The sequence below is a fragment of the Paenibacillus zanthoxyli JH29 genome (assembly GCF_000520715.1).
GTDB lineage: Bacteria > Bacillota > Bacilli > Paenibacillales > Paenibacillaceae > Paenibacillus_AQ > Paenibacillus_AQ zanthoxyli.
This window is the reverse complement of the sequence record NZ_ASSD01000655.1, coordinates 18827-37320: the sequence shown is the minus strand read 5'-3', so window position 1 is coordinate 37320 and position 18494 is coordinate 18827. Positions and strand designations below refer to the sequence as shown.

Annotated in this window: 16 protein-coding genes and 2 pseudogenes; 7 read left to right on the top strand and 11 right to left on the bottom strand. The window is 48.8% G+C overall.

What is annotated here, in order from left to right; all coding sequences use genetic code 11:
* Positions 1 to 591 (bottom strand): annotated as a pseudogene (locus L691_RS0125065) (cell wall-binding repeat-containing protein); the annotation flags it as partial.
* Between the two features lie 160 nt (positions 592 to 751).
* On the opposite strand from L691_RS0125065, the gene L691_RS0125060 reads away from it, so the two are divergent.
* Both L691_RS0125060 and L691_RS0125055 read left to right on the top strand, forming a co-directional pair.
* Entirely contained in the window at positions 752 to 1183 is a 432-nt protein-coding gene (locus L691_RS0125060) for a MarR family winged helix-turn-helix transcriptional regulator (protein WP_025692971.1), read from the top strand.
* A gap of 123 nt (positions 1184 to 1306) precedes the next feature.
* Positions 1307 to 3085 carry an ABC transporter ATP-binding protein gene (locus tag L691_RS0125055; protein ID WP_232229277.1) on the top strand — a complete coding sequence of 593 codons (1779 nt, stop codon included), beginning with the start codon at positions 1307 to 1309 and terminating at the stop codon, positions 3083 to 3085.
* A gap of 84 nt (positions 3086 to 3169) precedes the next feature.
* Here the strand turns inward: L691_RS0125055 and treR are convergent, their stop codons facing one another.
* The 3 genes from treR to treC form a co-directional block, all read right to left on the bottom strand.
* Positions 3170 to 3886, bottom strand: coding sequence for a trehalose operon repressor (gene treR, locus L691_RS0125050; RefSeq protein ID WP_025692969.1), 717 nt, complete (start codon positions 3884 to 3886; stop codon positions 3170 to 3172).
* A gap of 106 nt (positions 3887 to 3992) precedes the next feature.
* Positions 3993 to 6056 (bottom strand): PTS system trehalose-specific EIIBC component, encoded by a 2064-nt coding sequence (gene treP / locus L691_RS0125045; RefSeq protein ID WP_025692968.1) that lies wholly within the window; start codon positions 6054 to 6056, stop codon positions 3993 to 3995.
* Between the two features lie 25 nt (positions 6057 to 6081).
* Complete coding sequence (treC, locus tag L691_RS0125040) at positions 6082 to 7815, bottom strand: alpha,alpha-phosphotrehalase (protein WP_051459456.1); 1734 nt, start codon at positions 7813 to 7815, stop codon at positions 6082 to 6084.
* Positions 7816 to 8173: 358 nt separating this feature from the next.
* On the opposite strand from treC, the gene L691_RS0125035 reads away from it, so the two are divergent.
* The 3 genes from L691_RS0125035 (at position 8174) to L691_RS0125025 (ending at position 10353) form a co-directional block, all read left to right on the top strand.
* Positions 8174 to 9049, top strand: a complete 876-nt coding sequence (locus L691_RS0125035; RefSeq protein ID WP_025692966.1) for a DMT family transporter — start codon at positions 8174 to 8176, stop codon at positions 9047 to 9049.
* Between the two features lie 246 nt (positions 9050 to 9295).
* Positions 9296 to 9538, top strand: coding sequence for an EamA family transporter (locus L691_RS33825; RefSeq protein WP_025692965.1), 243 nt, complete (start codon positions 9296 to 9298; stop codon positions 9536 to 9538).
* A 179-nt stretch (positions 9539 to 9717) separates the two neighbouring features.
* On the top strand, positions 9718 to 10353 hold the full coding sequence (locus tag L691_RS0125025; protein ID WP_025692964.1) for an FMN-dependent NADH-azoreductase: 636 nt from the start codon (positions 9718 to 9720) through the stop codon (positions 10351 to 10353).
* 2 nt (positions 10354 to 10355) lie between these two features.
* Here L691_RS0125025 and L691_RS32315 read toward each other — a convergent pair whose 3' ends face one another.
* Positions 10356 to 10574, bottom strand: coding sequence for a hypothetical protein (locus tag L691_RS32315; protein WP_025692963.1), 219 nt, complete (start codon positions 10572 to 10574; stop codon positions 10356 to 10358).
* Positions 10575 to 11126: 552 nt separating this feature from the next.
* Between L691_RS32315 and L691_RS0125010 the strand changes: the two genes are divergently transcribed.
* Positions 11127 to 11495 (top strand): hypothetical protein, encoded by a 369-nt coding sequence (locus tag L691_RS0125010; protein WP_025692961.1) that lies wholly within the window; start codon positions 11127 to 11129, stop codon positions 11493 to 11495.
* A gap of 114 nt (positions 11496 to 11609) precedes the next feature.
* On the opposite strand, the gene L691_RS0125005 is transcribed toward L691_RS0125010, so the two are convergent.
* Together L691_RS0125005 and L691_RS0125000 are read right to left on the bottom strand one after the other, a co-directional pair.
* Positions 11610 to 12746 (bottom strand): DUF4179 domain-containing protein, encoded by a 1137-nt coding sequence (locus L691_RS0125005; protein ID WP_025692960.1) that lies wholly within the window; start codon positions 12744 to 12746, stop codon positions 11610 to 11612.
* A complete protein-coding gene (locus tag L691_RS0125000; protein WP_025692959.1) occupies positions 12730 to 13281 on the bottom strand; it encodes an RNA polymerase sigma factor in 552 nt (183 codons plus the stop codon). The genes L691_RS0125005 and L691_RS0125000 overlap by 17 nt, the downstream gene beginning before the upstream one ends.
* 593 nt (positions 13282 to 13874) lie before the next feature.
* On the opposite strand from L691_RS0125000, the pseudogene L691_RS34440 reads away from it, so the two are divergent.
* Positions 13875 to 13940, top strand: a pseudogene (locus tag L691_RS34440) (hypothetical protein); the annotation flags it as partial.
* A 145-nt stretch (positions 13941 to 14085) separates the two neighbouring features.
* Here L691_RS34440 and L691_RS30160 read toward each other — a convergent pair.
* The 4 genes from L691_RS30160 to L691_RS0124975 form a co-directional block, all read right to left on the bottom strand.
* Positions 14086 to 15159 carry a homocitrate synthase/isopropylmalate synthase family protein gene (locus L691_RS30160; protein ID WP_036738237.1) on the bottom strand — a complete coding sequence of 358 codons (1074 nt, stop codon included), beginning with the start codon at positions 15157 to 15159 and terminating at the stop codon, positions 14086 to 14088.
* 38 nt (positions 15160 to 15197) lie between these two features.
* The gene (locus L691_RS0124985; protein WP_025692957.1) at positions 15198 to 15647 is read right to left on the bottom strand and encodes a hypothetical protein; all 450 of its coding nucleotides are present in this window, start codon (positions 15645 to 15647) and stop codon (positions 15198 to 15200) included.
* A 100-nt stretch (positions 15648 to 15747) separates the two neighbouring features.
* Positions 15748 to 17070, bottom strand: a complete 1323-nt coding sequence (gene nifN, locus L691_RS0124980; RefSeq protein WP_025692956.1) for a nitrogenase iron-molybdenum cofactor biosynthesis protein NifN — start codon at positions 17068 to 17070, stop codon at positions 15748 to 15750.
* 4 nt (positions 17071 to 17074) lie between these two features.
* Complete coding sequence (locus tag L691_RS0124975; RefSeq protein WP_198023113.1) at positions 17075 to 18427, bottom strand: nitrogenase component 1; 1353 nt, start codon at positions 18425 to 18427, stop codon at positions 17075 to 17077.
* Between the last annotated feature and the right edge of the window lie 67 nt (positions 18428 to 18494).

The window sequence follows — 18494 nt, the reverse complement described above, 5'->3', positions numbered from 1 at the left end:
GGCCGAGCCGATCACAACGCCCTGCGGCAGCTCGCCGGCGACCTTGGCGTAATACGCATCAATCGCTGCAGCCACAGCAGCCGGATCATCGCCTTCAATCTGGTCGATCTTCATTTTTAAGTCATCCAGCTGCCGCTTCACATTATCCGATACCGGACCGACGATAACGATCTGGATGCCGTCATTGCTCTCGGCTCCTTTCGGATTCAGCCGCTTCAGCTCGTCCAGCGTAGCCTGGGGCACACTGTCTTTGTCAAAAAAGAGCACCGGACCGTTGCTCGGATGATGAATCAGGTCTGTCGCGGCTGCGGCGATCTGCCAATTGGCCACGTCCGTCAGCACGACGCTGGATGGGCGGCTGGCATCCGACTGCGCCGTCCAGAGAGTTTGCGAGACGAGTACCGCCGCCTCTGCGGGATCGCAGGTGTTGATGCGTGTCGTATTTTTCGTTCCGATCCAAGGTACTGCAACAGCAGAAGTATCCGCAGGATTACTGTTCACCGCTTCATCCGCCTTGCCGCCCAGTGTACATCCTGCCAGAACCGAGCCGAACAGCAAAGCGACAGCTCCAATTTTCAATAGCTTTTTCATCAGTTTCCTCCCGTGTTGAGAATGTCTCTTATCTATTTAAGTCCAGTGTACCCGAAAAATATGTGGAAAATATGAAGGGCTATTTCTCCTGTCTGTTTGCATTTATTTAGTTATTATTGTAAACTGTTTTCATTGATAACTAATGAGGAGGGTACAGCTAATGGACGATCATTGCAATACGGCCGAGGTTTACCGCTCCTTTTTTTCCGTTGCCAGGCAGCTCAAAAGACTCGCACACCAAAGCGCCGCCGAGGCCGGACTAACTGTCCATCAGCTCGATATTCTCCGGTTGATCCGTACGGCTCCCGGACTCACCCAGAAAGAAGTGACTGAGCGGCTGCGGATGCCCAAGAGCAGGGTCAGCCTGCATATTGACGCCCTCGTTGAAAAAGAATTCGCGGTTCGCGAAATCTCTCCGCAGGATCGCAGGGAGACGCTGCTGCATCTTACCCCGGCCGGGGGAGCCTTGTGCGAACAATATGACCGGGAAGACCTGTCCCGCAAGGCACTGGCCGGAGCTCTCCGCCAGTTCTCACCGGAAGAGATTGAGCTGCTGCTGAGGATGCATGAACGGCTTCTGAACGAGCTGTAACTTTTGCCGCTGCTGATGTGCAAGTCTTCGAAACGCCTGCCGGATGCCGATTCCGGCCCTTACATTTCATACCAAAGCTGGTGATATAATATGTCAAGAACTGCCGGACCCACCATGGGGAGAATGAAATTTGACGACTCCCTAGAGAAGCCGGATTTCTCCAGAGCCATGCTGCTGCGGATTTACCGCTATTTCCTTCCTTATTGGAAACAGACGCTGGTCGTGCTGGCGATCCTGATTCTCACTTCCCTGCTTGGACTGCTGCCGCCTCTGCTCATTCAGCAAATCGTCGATCATGCGCTCCCGGGCAAGGATTTGCGGATGCTGATCTTCCTGGTTACAGCCTCCCTGGGCGCAACGGTTGCATCTGGCCTGCTGGGCGTGCTGCAGAGTTATTTGAATTCTTTTATTTCGCAAAATATCGTCTATGATATGAAAAACCAGATGTACCGTCATCTGCAAGACATGCCGCTGCAATTCTTCTCGAATGTGAAGCAGGGTGAAGTTATCACCAGAATGACCAGCGATATTTCGGGGATTCAGGGGGTATTCAGCGGCACGATCGTGAATTTTGCCAGCAATGTGCTGGTACTGATAAGCACGGCGGGGACGCTTTTTCTGATGAACTGGAAGCTGGCCTTGGTCAGTGTGCTGGTTGTCCCGCTGTTCGTCGCTCCCACCCGCAAAATGGGCAGCGTCCGCTGGAAGCTCGCCAAACAAACGCAGGAGAAAATTTCCGAGCAGAACCACATTATCGAAGAAACGCTCAGCCTCAGCGGATATATGCTGATGAAGCTGTTTACCCGGGAGGACACCGAGCGGTCCAGGTTCAAAGAGGTCAGCTTGGCGGCAACCCGCCTGCAAATCAGGGAGTCCATGGCCGGGCGATGGTTCATGATGCTGGTCAGCACGTTCGCTTCCATCGGACCTATGCTGATTTATTTGTACGGAGGCTATCTTTTTATTCAGGGAGAGATTACCGTCGGATCCATTATCGCCTTTGTGGCGCTGCTTGGCAGACTTTACAGCCCTGTGGGGCAGCTTACGAATTTGTATGTGGAAATCAAACGGTCGGTCGCTTTGTTCGAGCGCATTTTCGATTATTTTGACATGGAGCCGCAGATTGAGGACAGTCCTCAGGCAGTTCCACTAGGCGATACGGACAGCGGCATCGAATTCCGAAATGTCAGCTTCGCTTATCAGCAAGGCAAGCCGGCTCTGCGGGATATCTCATTCAAGGCGGAGCCTGGAACGATGACTGCACTGGTCGGACCGAGCGGAGCGGGAAAAACAACCATTACGAATCTCATTCCCCGGCTGTACGAACCCGATTCGGGCAGCATTAGGATCGGCGGCGCGGATATCGCTTCGCTCACTCTACAGTCGTTACGGTCGAGCATCGGCCTGGTCACCCAGGATACGTACTTGTTTAACGGAACAATCCGTGAAAATTTGCTGTATGCGGTCGGCGAAACGGACGAGAACCAGATGGTTGAAGCCTGCAAGGCGGCCTACATTCATGATTTTATTATGGAGCTTCCGGATGGCTATGACACGGTGGTGGGCAATCGGGGGATCAAGCTGTCGGGCGGCGAGAAGCAGAGAATCTCCATCGCCAGAGTCCTGCTGAAAAATCCGTCGATCATCATTATGGACGAAGCGACCTCCTCGCTCGACACGGTCTCCGAATATTATGTCCAAGAGGCCATGGCGGTGCTGCTTAAGAACAAGACCAGTCTCGTAATCGCCCACCGTCTGTCCACGATTCTGGCGGCCGACAATATCCTTGTCGTCAGTGAAGGGAAGATCGTCGAGGAAGGCAAGCATGAGCAGCTTCTGGAGAAGAACGGAGTGTACAAGGATCTATACGACAAGCAGTTTGGAAAAAAAGCTTTCGCGTGACGGGTGCACCGGCCTTATTTGAAATCCCCCTTATAATAAGAAAACGGCGGAGGCTTCACGCTTCCGCCGTTCTCCCTGCCAACCCTAATGCGCCCGGCGGGCAAAGTCGACGAACTGGAATTTATCGAGCCGATGCCGCGACTCCGTATACTGAAACAGCGTCGTATCTTCCAGGTATACGTAATTGCGCACAACTACAACATGGGAAAGATTATTCAGGTCGAGCAGAGCCCGGTCTTCGGGAGTTGCCGGCTCAACCGAAATCTCTTTTTTGGCGTAGCTGATCGATAGATTCAAGGTATGTTCCAAATAGTCATAAATCGATTTCCCGGCGATTTCCGGGGTCAGGATCTCTACCCGTTCCGGCAAAAAATAATCCTTGTCCAAAATCACCCGCTCCCCTTCAATTTCACGGGAACGGATCACCTCCCACACCGTCGCCCCCTCCTCGAGGTCCAGATGAGCCGCGATGACCCGGGAGGCGGGGACCCGCTCCGTCTTATGGACGAGCGTTCTTGATTTTCGGCCCATTTTCTCCGACATTTCCTTAAAGCTGATCAGGCCCGTAATCGGAAACTTCATCCGGCCCAAATCGAGCACAAATGAACCTTTACCCTTCACTTTGTGAATATAGCCGTTCTGGGACAGCAGGCCAAGTGCCTTGCGAACGGTTTCTCTTGATGTTCCGTAGCTGCCCGCGAGTTCGCTCTCCGATGGAATTTTGGCGCCGGCTGGAATGCCGCCGTTCTGGATTTTCTCTGCATAATCATTATAAATATTCCAATAAATATTGCCATTCACGGGTTATCACCATCCTATCTATAGCATACCCGAAGATAGAAAGAAGCACAGCCCCCTTTGGACTGCGCTTCTTTCTTTTTGTCCACAGTCCATTCTGCTAGAGAACTTAGGAGGACAAGCGGATTTTCAATACTGCGTCGCGGCCTGCGACGGCTTCATTAAGAAGCTGTTCCTCAGCCACCTGTTCCACAATCTGCTGCCCGTCCGGAACAATGATCGGAGTAATCACCGAGAGTCCGGCCTGAAGGATGGCTTCCCTGTCGAATTCAAGCAGCAGTTGCCCAGCCTTAACTTCATCGCCGATGCCGACATGCATGGTAAAGGGAGCGCCTTTTAAAGAAACGGTGTTGATCCCGACATGAATCAGAATTTGGGCGCCGCTCGCATGCTCCAGAATAACCGCGTGATTGCTCTTGATAATGTGCACTACCTTGCCGTCGAACGGAGCAACGACCCGGCCATCCGTAGGCTCGATGGCAATACCCTGGCCCATTTGCCGCTCGGCAAAAGCCGGATCGGGCACCTGCTCCAGAGGTACGGCCTTGCCGGAAAGCGGTGCGTAAATGTCCAGCTCCTTGACAGCATTCCCGGCCCGGAGAGCCGAAGCCGCTTCAGGATCAGCAGCCGGAGCAGAAGCTTGCACAGCGGAACTCGCGGCGGCGGAATTCACCTTTGCTTCAGCGGAGACAGCGGCTGCCGCAGCGGTCCCGTAGGAAACTGCCGCTGATTCATTGTCCGTATCTCCACCCCCGGTCCCGTTCTTCCGGGCAGCAACTTTTCCATAAGCCGCAGTCAGCAGGAACGGAACGACAAGCACGATGGCCATTCCGACGAAGAAGACGCCCCACTGGTTCGGAAAGATGGACAGAAAGCCGGGAACGCCGCCGACACCGATGGATGATGCCAGAACGTGATTGATCGTCAGCACCAATCCGCCTAAAGCGGAACCGAGCATACCGAAGATGAACGGATATTTATAGCGGATATTAACCCCGAAAATGGCCGGCTCGGTTACCCCGAGAAATGCGGAGATGGATGAAGTAACCGCCAAGCCCTTGGATTTCTGCTCGCGGAACACAAGCAGCATAGCCAGTGCCGCCGAACCTTGGGCGATATTGGAGAGCGCTAGCATCGGCCATAGGAAGGTTCCTCCCTTGCTGCCGATAAGCTGAACGTCGACGGCCAGAAACGTATGATGCATCCCGGTTACGACCAGCAGCGCGTAAAATCCGCCGTACAGCAAGCCGCCAAGGGCCGGAAGCGTATTGAACACATGCACCAGTCCGTTCGTGATTGCGTTTCCAATCGCAAAGGTAACCGGCCCGATAATGGTAAAGGCCAGAAAGCCCGTTACCAGCAGCGCCACCGGTGCGACGACGAGCAGCTTGATGGAATCATGAACTCTTTTATTCAGGAATTTCTCAATTCGTGCAAGCAGGTAAGCGGATACAAGTACGGGAAGGACCTGCCCCTGATAGCCAATTTTCTCCAGCTGCCATCCGAATAAATTCCAGTGCGGAATCGTGCCTTCCTGCGCAGCCTTGGCGTAGCCCCAGGCATTCAGCAGATCCGGGTGGACGAGGATCAGGCCGAGTACAATCCCAAGCAGCGGGCTGCCGCCGAACCGGTTCACGGCCGACCAGCCGATAAGCGCCGGCAGGAAGGTGAACGCGGTATTGGCGATCAGGTTGATGATGCCCGCAAAATCCGTCCACGCCGGGTATTCCTGAACCAGGGACCGCCCTTCAAAGAAGATGCCGGGACCCGTCAATATATTATTGATGCCGAGCAGCAGACCTGCGGTGACGATAGCCGGCAGAATCGGAATAAAGATATCCGCCAGCGTCTTGATCGCCTGCTGCAGCGGATTTTGCTTTTTGCCCGCCAGCGTCTTGACGTCATCCTTGGAGGAACGCTGCCCTCCGGTAATGGTGATCATTTCATCATACACCTTGTCAACGAGCCCCGGCCCGATGACGACCTGGAATTGCCCCTGGGAGGAGAAATGTCCTTTTACGAGATCGTTCTGGTCCAGCAGCTTTTTATCCACTTTTTTCTCGTCAACCAAGGCGAATCTCAATCTCGTTACACAGTGCGTTGCAGCTTCAATGTTGTCTGCTCCGCCGACGGCCCGGACGATCTCTTCCACGTTTGCTCTATTTAAAGCCATACGCTTGTTGCTCCCTTCGTTTATGTTATCGGGTCTGGCGAATGATCCACATATAAGATGAGTACGGGGTTAGTTCAATCCGCTCTTCCAGCGCCGGAGAGGATTTCGTATTGCCGGCCAGCAGCTCGGCTGCGCCCCTGCCAATATGCTGTGCCGCAAATTCCTCCGGGAAATCGAAGACAGCGCCGCTGCCGCTGAAATTGGAAACGACCACCACAGTTTCCGCATCGGTAATCCGCGCATATGCGAATACCTGCGGATGGCCTTCGTCCAGACGGACATATTTTCCACCCGTTAAGGCGTCAATTTCCTTGCGCAGCGCAATCAGCTTCTTATAATGGCTGTACACGGAATCCGGATCGTTCAATTGGTTCTGCACATTAATTTCACGGTAGCGTTCATCCACCTTAATCCACGGCGTTCCGGTTGTAAACCCCGCCTGCAGACTGTCATCCCATTGCATGGGTGTGCGGGAGTTGTCACGGGACCGTTCGCGGATTATATCCAGCGCCTCTTCCGGGGTCTTTCCCTGCTCCTGCAGGATCTTATACATATTCAGAGATTCGATATCCCGCAGCTCGCCGATATGGTTCCAGTGCGGATTCGGCATGCCGATTTCTTCCCCTTGAAATACGTAAGGCGTTCCCTGAAGACCGTGCAGCGTTGTTGCCAGCATTTTTGCGCTTTCCACCCGGTACTCGCCGTCATCGGCGAATCTGGACAAGGCCCGGGGCTGATCATGGTTATTCAGGAACAGGGCATTCCAGCCGCCCCTCTGCTGCATGCCGGTCTGCCACTCCGACAGCAGCGCTTTCAGCTGCTCGAAATCGTAAGGCATAAGCTCCCACTTTTTCCCGCCGGGATAGTCTACTTTAAGGTGGTGGAAGTTGAAGGTCATCGAGAACTCCCGCTCCTCCGGATTCGAATACCGGATACAATGCTCCATACTTGTCGAGGACATCTCACCCACCGTTACCGTATCCGGGCCGAATACTCGCTGGTTCATTTCCTTGAGATACTCGTGAACCCTGGGTCCATCCGTATAGTACTTCCTTCCGTCTCCCGGCGGAACGCTGCCATCGTCGTCCGAGAACTGCTGATCCTTGGATATCAGGTTGATAACGTCCATCCGGAACCCGCAGACCCCTTTATTCGCCCAAAAGCTCATCAGGTTATAAACTTCTTCCCTTACCTGCGGATTCTCCCAGTTGAGATCGGCCTGCGTCTTGTCGAACAGCGTGAGAAAATACTGACCTGTGCCTTCATCGAACTGCCAAGCGGAGCCGCCGAATTTGGACTGCCAGTTGTTAGGGGCGCTTCCATCCGGCTTCGGATCTCTCCAGATATAATAATCCCGGTACGGATTGTCCTTCGACTTCTTGGCTTCCTGGAACCACTTATGCTCCGTCGACGAATGATTGACGACAATGTCCAGCATCAGATTCATGCCTCTGCGCCGGACCTCGGCTGCCAGCTCGTCGAAATCCTCCATCGTGCCGAACTGCGGGTCGATTTCGCAATAATCAGCTACGTCGTAACCGTTATCATTTTGAGGAGAAACATATACCGGCTGGAGCCAAATAATATCGATTCCGAGATCCTGCAAATAATCCAGCTTCTCCAGCAGCCCCCGGATATCCCCCTGTCCGCTGCCTGTCGTATCCTTAAAGCTCTTAGGGTATACCTGATACACCGTAGAGCGCCGCCACCACTCCTGTTCTTTCGCTTCATTCACGGTCTGATCCCTCCCAAATGTCATCCAAATTTCCTATAACCATTTAATATAGCGTTTTCAGGAAACGCTTTATATAATTAACATCTTTCTTCACCTGCTGTATATACAAGTTATTGTTGATACCCCTATATTAATCCTGTATATACAGGTTGTCAATGAAAGCGTTCAATTTATTTTTATGTGTCTATTCAAGAACAGAATCCTCTGCTACTATGGAACAGTGTATATCTGCATTTAGATTAGAGGTGAACCTGCATGGTTTTGGCTCCATTATTTGAAAACGATGTACCTGCAGCACTCTTCCGCCCTTAGTGGAGTGAAGGTGACTGCACCTCTCCGTTAGGGGCATTTCACTGCCTAAATAAACACGGAGGGTACTACAATGAAAAACACTTGGTTAGGTTCTATATATTTAACTTTAGCCGCCAGCATTTGGGGTGGTATGTACGTTGTTGTTAAAATCGTCGTAGCGGTCATACCGCCGCTTGAACTTGTATGGATGCGCTATTTAGTGGCGCTTGCCGCCCTTCTCGCGATCGGCTTGATCACACGGCAACAATGGCGAATCCATAAACGTGACTTTTTACTCATTATAGCTATTGGGGTCATTGGCAATGCGATTTCGATAGTTGCCCAGGAAACCGGTACAATGCTGTCCTCAGCACAAACGGGAGCCATTATCACTTCTTCGACACCGGCATTTATGGTTATTTTTGCCTGGCTGATGCTTAAAGAACGATTGACTGTAAAAAAGGGGCTCTCCGTTGCTCTGGCGACCATTGGAGTATTTCTCATTGTTGGAGCCGATCATGTGGATATGTCCAGTAAACTTGGCGGCATTGCACTGCTTATAGCAGCTTTAACATGGGCGCTCATGTCTGTTCTTGTCAAACGTGTGCCGGGCGATTATTCACAAATTGTGGTGACGACCTATTCCATCCTGGTGGCCTTAATTGTGTTGACTCCTTTTGTTTTGGGACGGCTGCACGCCATCAATACCGCTCAATTGACACACCCTGCGATCTGGGGAGGAATCTTGTATTTGGGCATTGTCTCAACGGCAGGCGGATTCCTGCTGTGGAACCGCGGATTACAAATGCTTAATGCCTCAAGCGGGGGGCTATTTTTCTTCTTTCAACCCGTAGTTGGAACATTGCTCGGATGGCTTATTCTAGGCGAGAACATAGGTGTGACGTTTTGGATCGGCTCTATCCTGATTCTCAGCGGGGTTCTATTCGTTATCTACGAGAAAAAATAGGCTTTAACAACCCCTTCAGCTGCGGCTGAAGGGGTTTTGCTCATACGGGCAGCAGGTTAATAGTGTAAAGGAATTACGTTTCAATATTTTCATGGAAAAGATCAGAAATTATATTATTGCTCTCATGTGGGGTTTTTACTTTTCTATAACCGCCACAGCATTTGTTCTATCTATTGGAGCGATGCTTGCTTCATATCATTTTATCCTTCCTCTTAGAGGAGCTTTTACGGCGTTCTTTGGCTCGGCATGAGCAATATCGTGTTCGGATTCTTCCTGTATTTTCGGGCGCTGAAATATTCCTCGGCTTCTTTGATTGCAAGCTTTACGTTTTTCACACCGTTCGTTACTCTGCTCTTCATTGTTCTGCTGTTGGGTGAAATATTGACCGTGACGGACTATCTAGCGGCTGTACTCATATTGTTCAGTGTACCTGTTCAGAAGATTAGAAATGTACTGAACGATAGAAAAAAAGGGCATTTGCTCAACTAACCGGCAGTCATGTCCGCAAAATAGACCGCATACACATCAAGCGTCAGCGCCTTGTTGACAGGATTAGAATCTAAATTGTTAATTATAAACTTTATGTAAGTGAATTTATATTTGCTATTTACTATAATAATGATATAATCAGTTCAAAGACATCTCCATAAGAGAAAGGAAGATTAAACATGTCAACTGTTCTATACATTACTGCCCATCCTAACGATCACCATACTTCCTACAGCTTAGCTGTAGGTAAAGAATTTATTGATGCTTACCGTACAGCCAATCCGGACGATGAAGTCATTCATCTGGATCTGTACAAACTGGATATTCCGGTAATTGATGCCGACGTATTTAGCGGTTGGGGCAAATTGCAGTCAGGAAGCGGCTTTGACCAGCTGTCTGCTGCCGAACAAGCAAAAGTAGCGCGGTTGGGCGAAATTGTGGATCAATTCGTGGCTGCCGATAAGTATGTTTTTGTTTCACCAATGTGGAATTTCTCCTTCCCGCCAGTGATGAAGGCTTACATTGATGCCGTTTCTGTAGCAGGTAAAACCTTCAAATACACCGAAAATGGTGTGGTTGGATTGCTGACCGGCAAAAAAGGCTTACACATTCAGGCCAGCGGCGGAGTATACTCCGAAGGGCCTTCTGCCGGATTTGAAAGCGGCTTTAGCTACCTGAAGAAAATTTCCCAATTCTTTGGCCTGGCATCATTTGAGGGCATCTTTGTAGAAGGTATGGCTGCAGCGCCAGACCAAGCTCAGACCATCAAAGAAAAGGCAATCGTCAAAGCCAAGGAAGCAGCCGCTCAGTTCTAAGATTAATCCATAAAAAAGAAAGCGATGGACGATGTCCATCGCTTTAGACTGTCCACAAATGCCTCTGGTTGCATAAGCAGCCGGGGCATTTGTGTATGAAAGGGCGTTTGGAACACGCGTTCAATCGTCTCTTTCTGTTTGGCGTACAGCTGTTTGTTCTCCAGGGTGTGCCTAAGATGGTCTGCTTCTTCCAGGTACTCCGCCCAGATGTACCGGGTCACTCGCTGTATCGCATCTTTGTTCTCTTTACACTAGCCTCGCAGTGGGCAGCTTCTGCAGACATTCGGATTGGAACAGTACTTCTTGTATCCTTCCCAGGTTGTAGTTTCGTAGGTTTTATTTTTTCTCCTTAAGCTGCTGCTGCGTCTTTGTGTAGTTCAATATGTTACTAGCCCCGATTTCGGCACTAAGCCCGCTATCCGTTAATCGATAAAGATATACATATACCTGCCCGGTTTCAGGATTCGATAGGCTTGGTTCAGCCAGGCGAGACAGAATCTGCGGTAGATGGAAGGTTATCACTGGTTTCCTTCCTATTCCAAAAATCAATTATTAACCTTTTTAGTCTACACATTGAATTTATTAATCTATAAAAAAACATCAGACAATTTTTCTCATAATATTACATTTTTCGCTATTTACATATTTTTGAACAAACTATATAATAGAACTCAAAGGAGGATTATATAGGTAATTTTGTAAAAAAATAAGTTGCCAATTTTATGTCTAATGGGTAATATGTACCAAAAAACATACTAGGAGATGATCTACAAATGAAAAAAGTATTGTTAGCTGTATCTATTTCTGCATTAATGTTATCTATGTCAGGTACCGTTTCCGCTGCACCGGTTACTCCAACATCATCTGAAACCACTTCTGATTTCTCATCAGAAAATGCTAGAATGAATATTACATTTGTTCCAGCTGGTTTTCACACAATGGACCAAAATGTTACACTCGTTGGTCTAGGTCAGAAATATCCAATGACAAGTGGAAGTAATTGGTTGATTTGGTCAGGTAGTACTGTCGTTAAGCTAAGCGGTAATCTTATAATTAGTATTGGGTATGGACATGCTCAAGTTGGGGCCTATAAAGGTGACGGCACTCTACTTGGTTACTACTATGTGGATGTAGTAAGATAATCTACGATTATTCTAAAATTAGATTAGTTGTTTAGCAGGCTGAGGTTATTCCTTAGCCTGCCATTTAATTTAACCTATAATTAATGGGCAGATAGTTAAAAGCCCTTAGGAATTTTATTTCGTTGCGATTGGTAAGGTGATTTGCAATTCAGGGATGTACTCTACTTTTATATTTCCGTTTTCATCTAATTGGAATTCATTCTTACTGTTTGCTTTGTATACATATTTATATGGTTTAATAACTATTGATTTAGGGGTAGATTCAATCGGTGCAAAACGAGTATCACTTATCTCAATATTTCCACCCGTTGGACTCCATCCATTACCGGAAATCAATTGCATTTTTTTCCCACTCTCATCAAATAAATCATAACCAATCGACTCATTCGAACTATACAATTGAGAAATATTCATGTTTTGAGGCAGTTCTATCTGTGTAGTTAAGTTCGTAGTCACTGGTGTAAATTCAATTTTATCAAGTTTGAAATTTATGTTTCCATATTTACGATTTATATTAGGTGTAAGTACCAAATTGTTCTCGGTATTCATTTCTACTGGAAGATACAACTTGAACTGCTCTTTAATTCCGGGTACTGTAAAATTTAAAGTTAATTCAAATTTTTGCGGGAAAGTTTTTCCTCCCTGATTTTTCAAATCAGCAAATTCTAAAATCGCTGCATTTTCATCTTGACTAGGGGACATGAAGATACTTAAGTTGTTATCTTCTGAAGCGGCATAAGTTTTAATTGACTCCCCGTTAATAAATAATTTCAAATCTTCAATTGCTAATGGTCCAAGATGACTATTATCTGCACCTGTACGTTCTATTCCAATAGACACACGTGTTCCATCGAATGATACAACTGTTGCCCTTACCGTTAAACCATTATGAGTATCGCTTGCATCAATTTTGGTTAACAAGCCCTTTTCATCTGCAATTCTCAGTCCAAGATCGTTTGCAAATTGGAAAATACTATTCAGACCTGGAATCTGTTTAATGGAGGCTGCCATTGTAGGAGAAATAAATGCAGTGCCTGTTATTATAGTCAAAAAAATGATTGATGAAGCTATAGATATCCACGCTTTTCGCCATCCTTTACTATAATGACGAGTAACATTTTTGATTTTTGTATTATTTTCTCCATAATGTTGCATAATTCGGTCGGTTAAATTAACCTCTACTGGTGTTTCCAAAATTAATTTTTTTAACTTCATAATCTCATCATCCTGATGATCAGTATGATTGTTCATATAAGTTCACTCCCTTTTTTACCTGAATTAACTTTTTACGAATACGTTCATATTTCTTTCTGATGTTTACTGATTTTGAATCCATAATAAACGCGATTTCATCATAACTGTATTCTTCAATAATTCTTAAAAGCAATATTTGCCTTTCCTCTGAACTGAGCTTATCTAAGCACTCATAAATGAAGTCTGTATATTTATAATCTTGTTCTTGATGTTTGTTCATCTGATAAAGATCTAATATTTTCTTTTCTCTATTTTTCTTTTTAAGCAAATCAGTGCAATGATTCCTTGCAATTTTATATAACCAAGCGGAGAATGAAGCAGTGTAATTAAACTGTTTAATATGCTCTAGTGCCTTAATAAAAGTTTCTTGTGTTGCATCTTCAGCTTCCTCCTGATTTCTAAGTAAGTAATAGCAATACAGATATATTGGTCTTTGAAACCTATCTAAGATTAAAACATAAGATTGCATATCCCCTTTCTGAATACTACCCAATATGGATTTCAAATCTATACCCTTCTCATCAATGATCATTAGAAACCTCCTTTCATAATATATAACTAAAAAACATAGGCATTTGTGACATAGGGGAAATAAAATTTATAAAAAAATCCACAAATATCTAACCATAATAAAAATAGATCTGTTCTACATCCAGTGACTCCACAGGAGGATTCAGCAAGCGATGATGGGAATTCAGGTAGGCCTTTGCCCGTGGCGATCATTATATTGCCCTAACCTTGTCCCTAATTTTCAGGACCAATTGACGATCAGGTTCAAAAGAATCCGCTTTTATTCGTCTGTATCCATCAATTGATTTAAATGATTCTTGATTATATCGAGTAACTTTATCCGTTCTTTCTTGCTCAAATACAGTGTTCCCATGTACTCACCATCGAAGATCATTGGACTCATAGTAATCAATTAGGAGCTGCTGAACCGCTGGATATAGTTCAGAACCTTTTTCCAAGCGCCGATGTTGTTCTTTCTCTACTTGATCTGCAAATAATAACGTATCAAGTACAGGTTTACCGTACTTAACATCAATACGAAAGTACTACCTTCATACCTACCAAACCTTTGAAGAACTCCAGAAGGACATGGATGAGTACATTTAGTTTTAAAATAACGAACGGTTGCAGGCAAAACTAAACGGCCTCAGTCCCATTGAATTCAGGACCAAGGCCGCTTAATACACTTTTATTATTTGTATTGTCTACTTGACGGGGAGCATATCATGTTGGGACACCCCTTGTTCTGTTTCTTTTAATGAAAATTATCAGCCGCCTTAATTTATGTACATAAGCGGTCTACCGGACGGCCCCGGTCAGCGGCTTCTTATTCAAGCTCATTCTGCCGCTTATATAGTTCCATTAATTCGTTGTCCTGGACCGGCCGTTTCCGGCGCTCCGCCAGCTCCCTTACCTGTTCCAGCAGCAGCACCGCCTCATCGGAGGCCAGCTCCAGATCCCACTCCCGGAACTTATGCTTTAACGAAGAGGTTCCCGAGTGCTTGCCAATGAGCAGCTTGCGGGCCAGCCCCACTTCCTCCGGCCGGATAACCTCGTACAGCTCGGGATTTTTGGCGATGCCGTCCACGTGAATGCCAGATTCATGCGCAAAGACATTACGACCTATTAGAGCTTTGTGCACAGGTACCTTGATGTTCAGCGCAGATAGAATAGCCTCGCAATCGTCCGCTAGCGTGTGAGCGGAAGGACCATGCGTCTGCTTCCACAGCACCTTGACGGCCATCAACACTTCCTCCATGGCCGCCTTGCCTTTGGAGCCAGCCCCCGCTACCGAAACGCCAATATACTCGACTCCCGCCTTCAATGCGGCCAGTCCATTCGCTGTCGCCAGACCAAGCAGATTGGCGCCGCAGAACTCAAGGGGGCATGTGGCGCTCTTCAGTAGCTCAGTGAGATTGCTGTGGGCAATTAAGGGATCAAGTCTGCTTTTGCTGTCTGAATAGATCATCCGTTTGACCCCATAGCGTTCAACAAGAGGCCAATAGACGTCAAAGCTTCCGGGATCGGTTAACGATATATCTTCAATAAATAAATAGGTTTCCTCCGCAAACGCACTTGCTGCTTGGAGAGCGGCTTCCAGCTTGGATAACGCCATCGGGACGGATGTGTTCGACCACAGAATGGCAACCTTGGAAAAACCCATCGACCGGGCCAGGGACAAATCGTCGGCGGTAGGGCGTACCCTGCAGCGAATCCGGTCCGTAAGCTCTGCGCTTGCAATAGCGCTCCGGTACGCATCAATGTACCTGACATACACGTCGAAGACATTCAGTCCGTAGCGCTGCAATAGCGACGCCATGGCACTGATCTCCTCCAAATCCACAGAACGGCGAAACGCTTCATCAACGGTATAATCGATCAGTTCAGCCATGTCATTCATGAGTGACGAAACATTCCCCCCTTCATATCATATGCAGATTAACTCGTTTGCCCGGCTTGCTCAAGGTCAAAAGCGGCGCTGACCGCTTGTATTTTCTCCTGATCGAATAAATCCCGCACCGTTTCGCACATGGCAAGTACTCGGGACACGTCCATCGGCTCGGGCGTTTCGTGAAAATAATCCTCCAGCGAACAAATGCCGAATATAAAATCCAGCGACCGGATCTCCTTGTTTAAATCGGCGGGGAAATCGACCACTGTCTCCACGGCATTCATCAGACAAATATAATTATGATTCAAAGGCGGAGTGTCGTATAAATAACACACAGCAACAAGGTAGCGTTCAAGCGCGACGCAGGCGACATTAAATACCAGACTGTAGCCCCGGTCTTCACGCTGGAATTGCTCCGCTCTGCGGTGATACCCGAGTGCATCCCGATAGTTGTCCCGGAACTTCTCGAATCCGGTCTCTATAACCGTATAACTCATCGTAGAATCCCTCCTAAAATATTATTCTGCCGGATAAAAAAGCGGCGTTGTCCATAATGCGCGTCGATATGCTTTCCGTTCTTGGAAGCGAAGGCGGCCTTTATTTACGTACACCACTCTCTGTTGTCAAGAGCGCATTACCGACACGGCCCAGCAGCTCCGTTGTCCCCCGGTAGCCGACACTAACCGCCAGGGACGTGCACAGCCTGCCAAACACCGGAAATCCCATCGGTTCGAACGTCACTCCCGCGCGCTGCGCGCCCGGTTGGCCATGGGAGCTGCCGATCCACAGGTCAGCACCTTCTTTGGCCAGCCGCTCCATATCCTCCAAATCTCCAATGATCGCTCTATCTTTGATGCTTTCCAATACGGGCGAGGCGGACGGCGCAACAGCGCGAAAGGCCTTTACACCCATTTCGCCAAGCCATTCGGACAACCCCAACAGGTGATCCGGTTCAAGCGCGGCAATAATCGACTTTCCCTGGTAAACGCAGCGCGCGTCCAGCATGCTGTCGAGCAAAATTTGGCGCTGCCACCGATATTTCACCTCCACATCGCTTCGGCTTTCCTTGATTAGAAATTCAAAGAAGTCATCCGTGGCCTGTAGTCCCGTCAGGCTTGGGAAGACCCGGTAAGGAATCCCGGAGGCCTGTTCGATGAGGCGGGCCGCGCCTTCCATGCATCCCCCTACCGCAACCGTACAGCCTGACGTTAACATTTTGTCCAGATAATCCAGCGGCACCCCGCCTCTTGACAGCTTCGTGTTTCCGATTAGCAGATGGCCGCAGAGCGACGAGGACAGATCCGGTAGGGTAATGACTTCCAACCCGAAAGATGAGATTATTTCCTTAAGCTCCATCACGTCCCCTGGCGTCAGATGCGGTCCGGGCAACAGGTTGATACGGTTGCGGCGTTTCTTGCGAGCCGTTCTCCCGTAAAGCCCGATCACCGCTTCCACGACCCGCTCCGTCATCCGGGCATATCCCGTTTCGAGCGACCCCTCGTAATCCGGCATATGAAGCGACATTACCAATTTCTTTCTCAAGGCACCCGCTCGCTCTTGGACAAATTGTTTTACATCATTCTCCAAATCCTCGCCTACCATCTCGGTCAGCGAAGTGCCGATCAGTACGGTCAAATCCGGCTTGTAGCGGGACATTGCCATTTCAAGCGCATCCCGGGCGCTATCGTTTCCGCCGAAAATGAGATTCGAATCATGGATCGTAACATTTTCCAGTGCGACCGGTTCCCGAAAATGCTGAGACAACAGCTGTCCTATAGCCTCCACACAGCCATGGGCGCCATAAATGATAGGCAGCGAGCGAAAAAAACCCTGCAGAGCCAGCACGCCCCCGACAGCCTGGCTTACCCGGAACGGGTTTACCGACAACAGCTTACTGATATTCTCCCTGTATGCTTTCATGGCTTCACCCTTCCCAGGGAGCGCTCTTGCCGCTGATGACCCAGACCGGCTGCTCCAGCGTGCCCAGCAGATCCTGCGCGAAATTGCGCACGCCCTCATATCCGGCGTAGGAAGCATGCTGGTCCCGGGCCACGTTCAGAAAAGGGATTCTCTCTTTGAGCGGCACAAATTCGTTCCGTCCGCTGACGATCATCAGATCGGCTTTGCGATCCCGAAAGATTTTCACAATTTGATGGTCGTCGCAGTCATTGATAATCTGTGTTCCGTTGGTCAGCCGCTCCCTGATCCGGGATAGATCCTCCTGGGCGTTCCGGTTCGTTCCGATTGCGGCTATCTTAAGTCCAAGCTCCTGAAGCATCGTCAAATAAATCCAGCTATCCACCCCGTCTGTGTACAGCACGGCCGTTTTCCCTTTTAGCTCCTTTCGTACGAGCGCAAGCTCGGGACGTAAACGTTCTTCTTCCTTGCGGATAAACCGGTGAAGGCGTTTATCAAGGTCGGGATTGTGAAAATGAAAGCCAATCTGCCGCATGGCGAACCGGATTTCGCGCTCTCCGTAAAAGGAGCCTTCAAAATAAGGAATGGCATATTTATCCTTCATCTTCCGGACCAACGTTATCATCGAACGGCTGCAGACCAACATATTGACCTTTGCCAAATGCGAGCGGCTGACTTCTTCATATCGGCTTTCCCCGGTAATCTGTGCAAGCACACGTATGCCGGCCTTGGCAAGCAGCCCTACGATGCTGCGTCCTTCTTCCGTGCCGCTATATTCCCCGATCAGGTTGATATCGAAATCCGTTAGCTCCTCCCGCTTATGCGCGCCTTTGCCGATAACCCTGTCCATTAGCGCCTCGCCGGCCAGCTTTCTGCCCATATTGCTGCTGCTGCCGGTTAACCCGGGACTATGAACCGGAATAACCGGCAAGCCCCAGATTTGCTCAGCTTCTTGGCAAATGGAATCAATGTCCTCCATCAGCAGCACCGTTACGCATGTCGCATAAACGAATATGGCCGGGGGGCGGTAGTTTACGGCGATATAACCGATCGACTGAAGCAATTTCCTCTCGCCGCCCATAGTCATGTCCCGGTTGTTTAATTGAGTCGAAAAGCCGTAACCGGACAAGCTCCCGAAATCGATCCGGTTTCCGGGATACCCCCATCCGCTCTCCAGACAGCCGGCCGTTCCATGCACCAGATGCGCTGCATCCGCAATCGGCATCAACGCGGCGAGCGAACCGGCGAACGGGCAGCCGCGCGACACCCCGCCCGGCTTGGGACGTACACAGCCCTTTTTCTCCTGATTGTTATGCTCGCAGTCGGGCTCCACAAAAAGATTGTTCCTTCCCTTCGGCATGTACATCCCCCTTTCTTCGGCATACGCCGCTTTTTGGAATACAAGGATTAGGATACCGTTCCAGAAA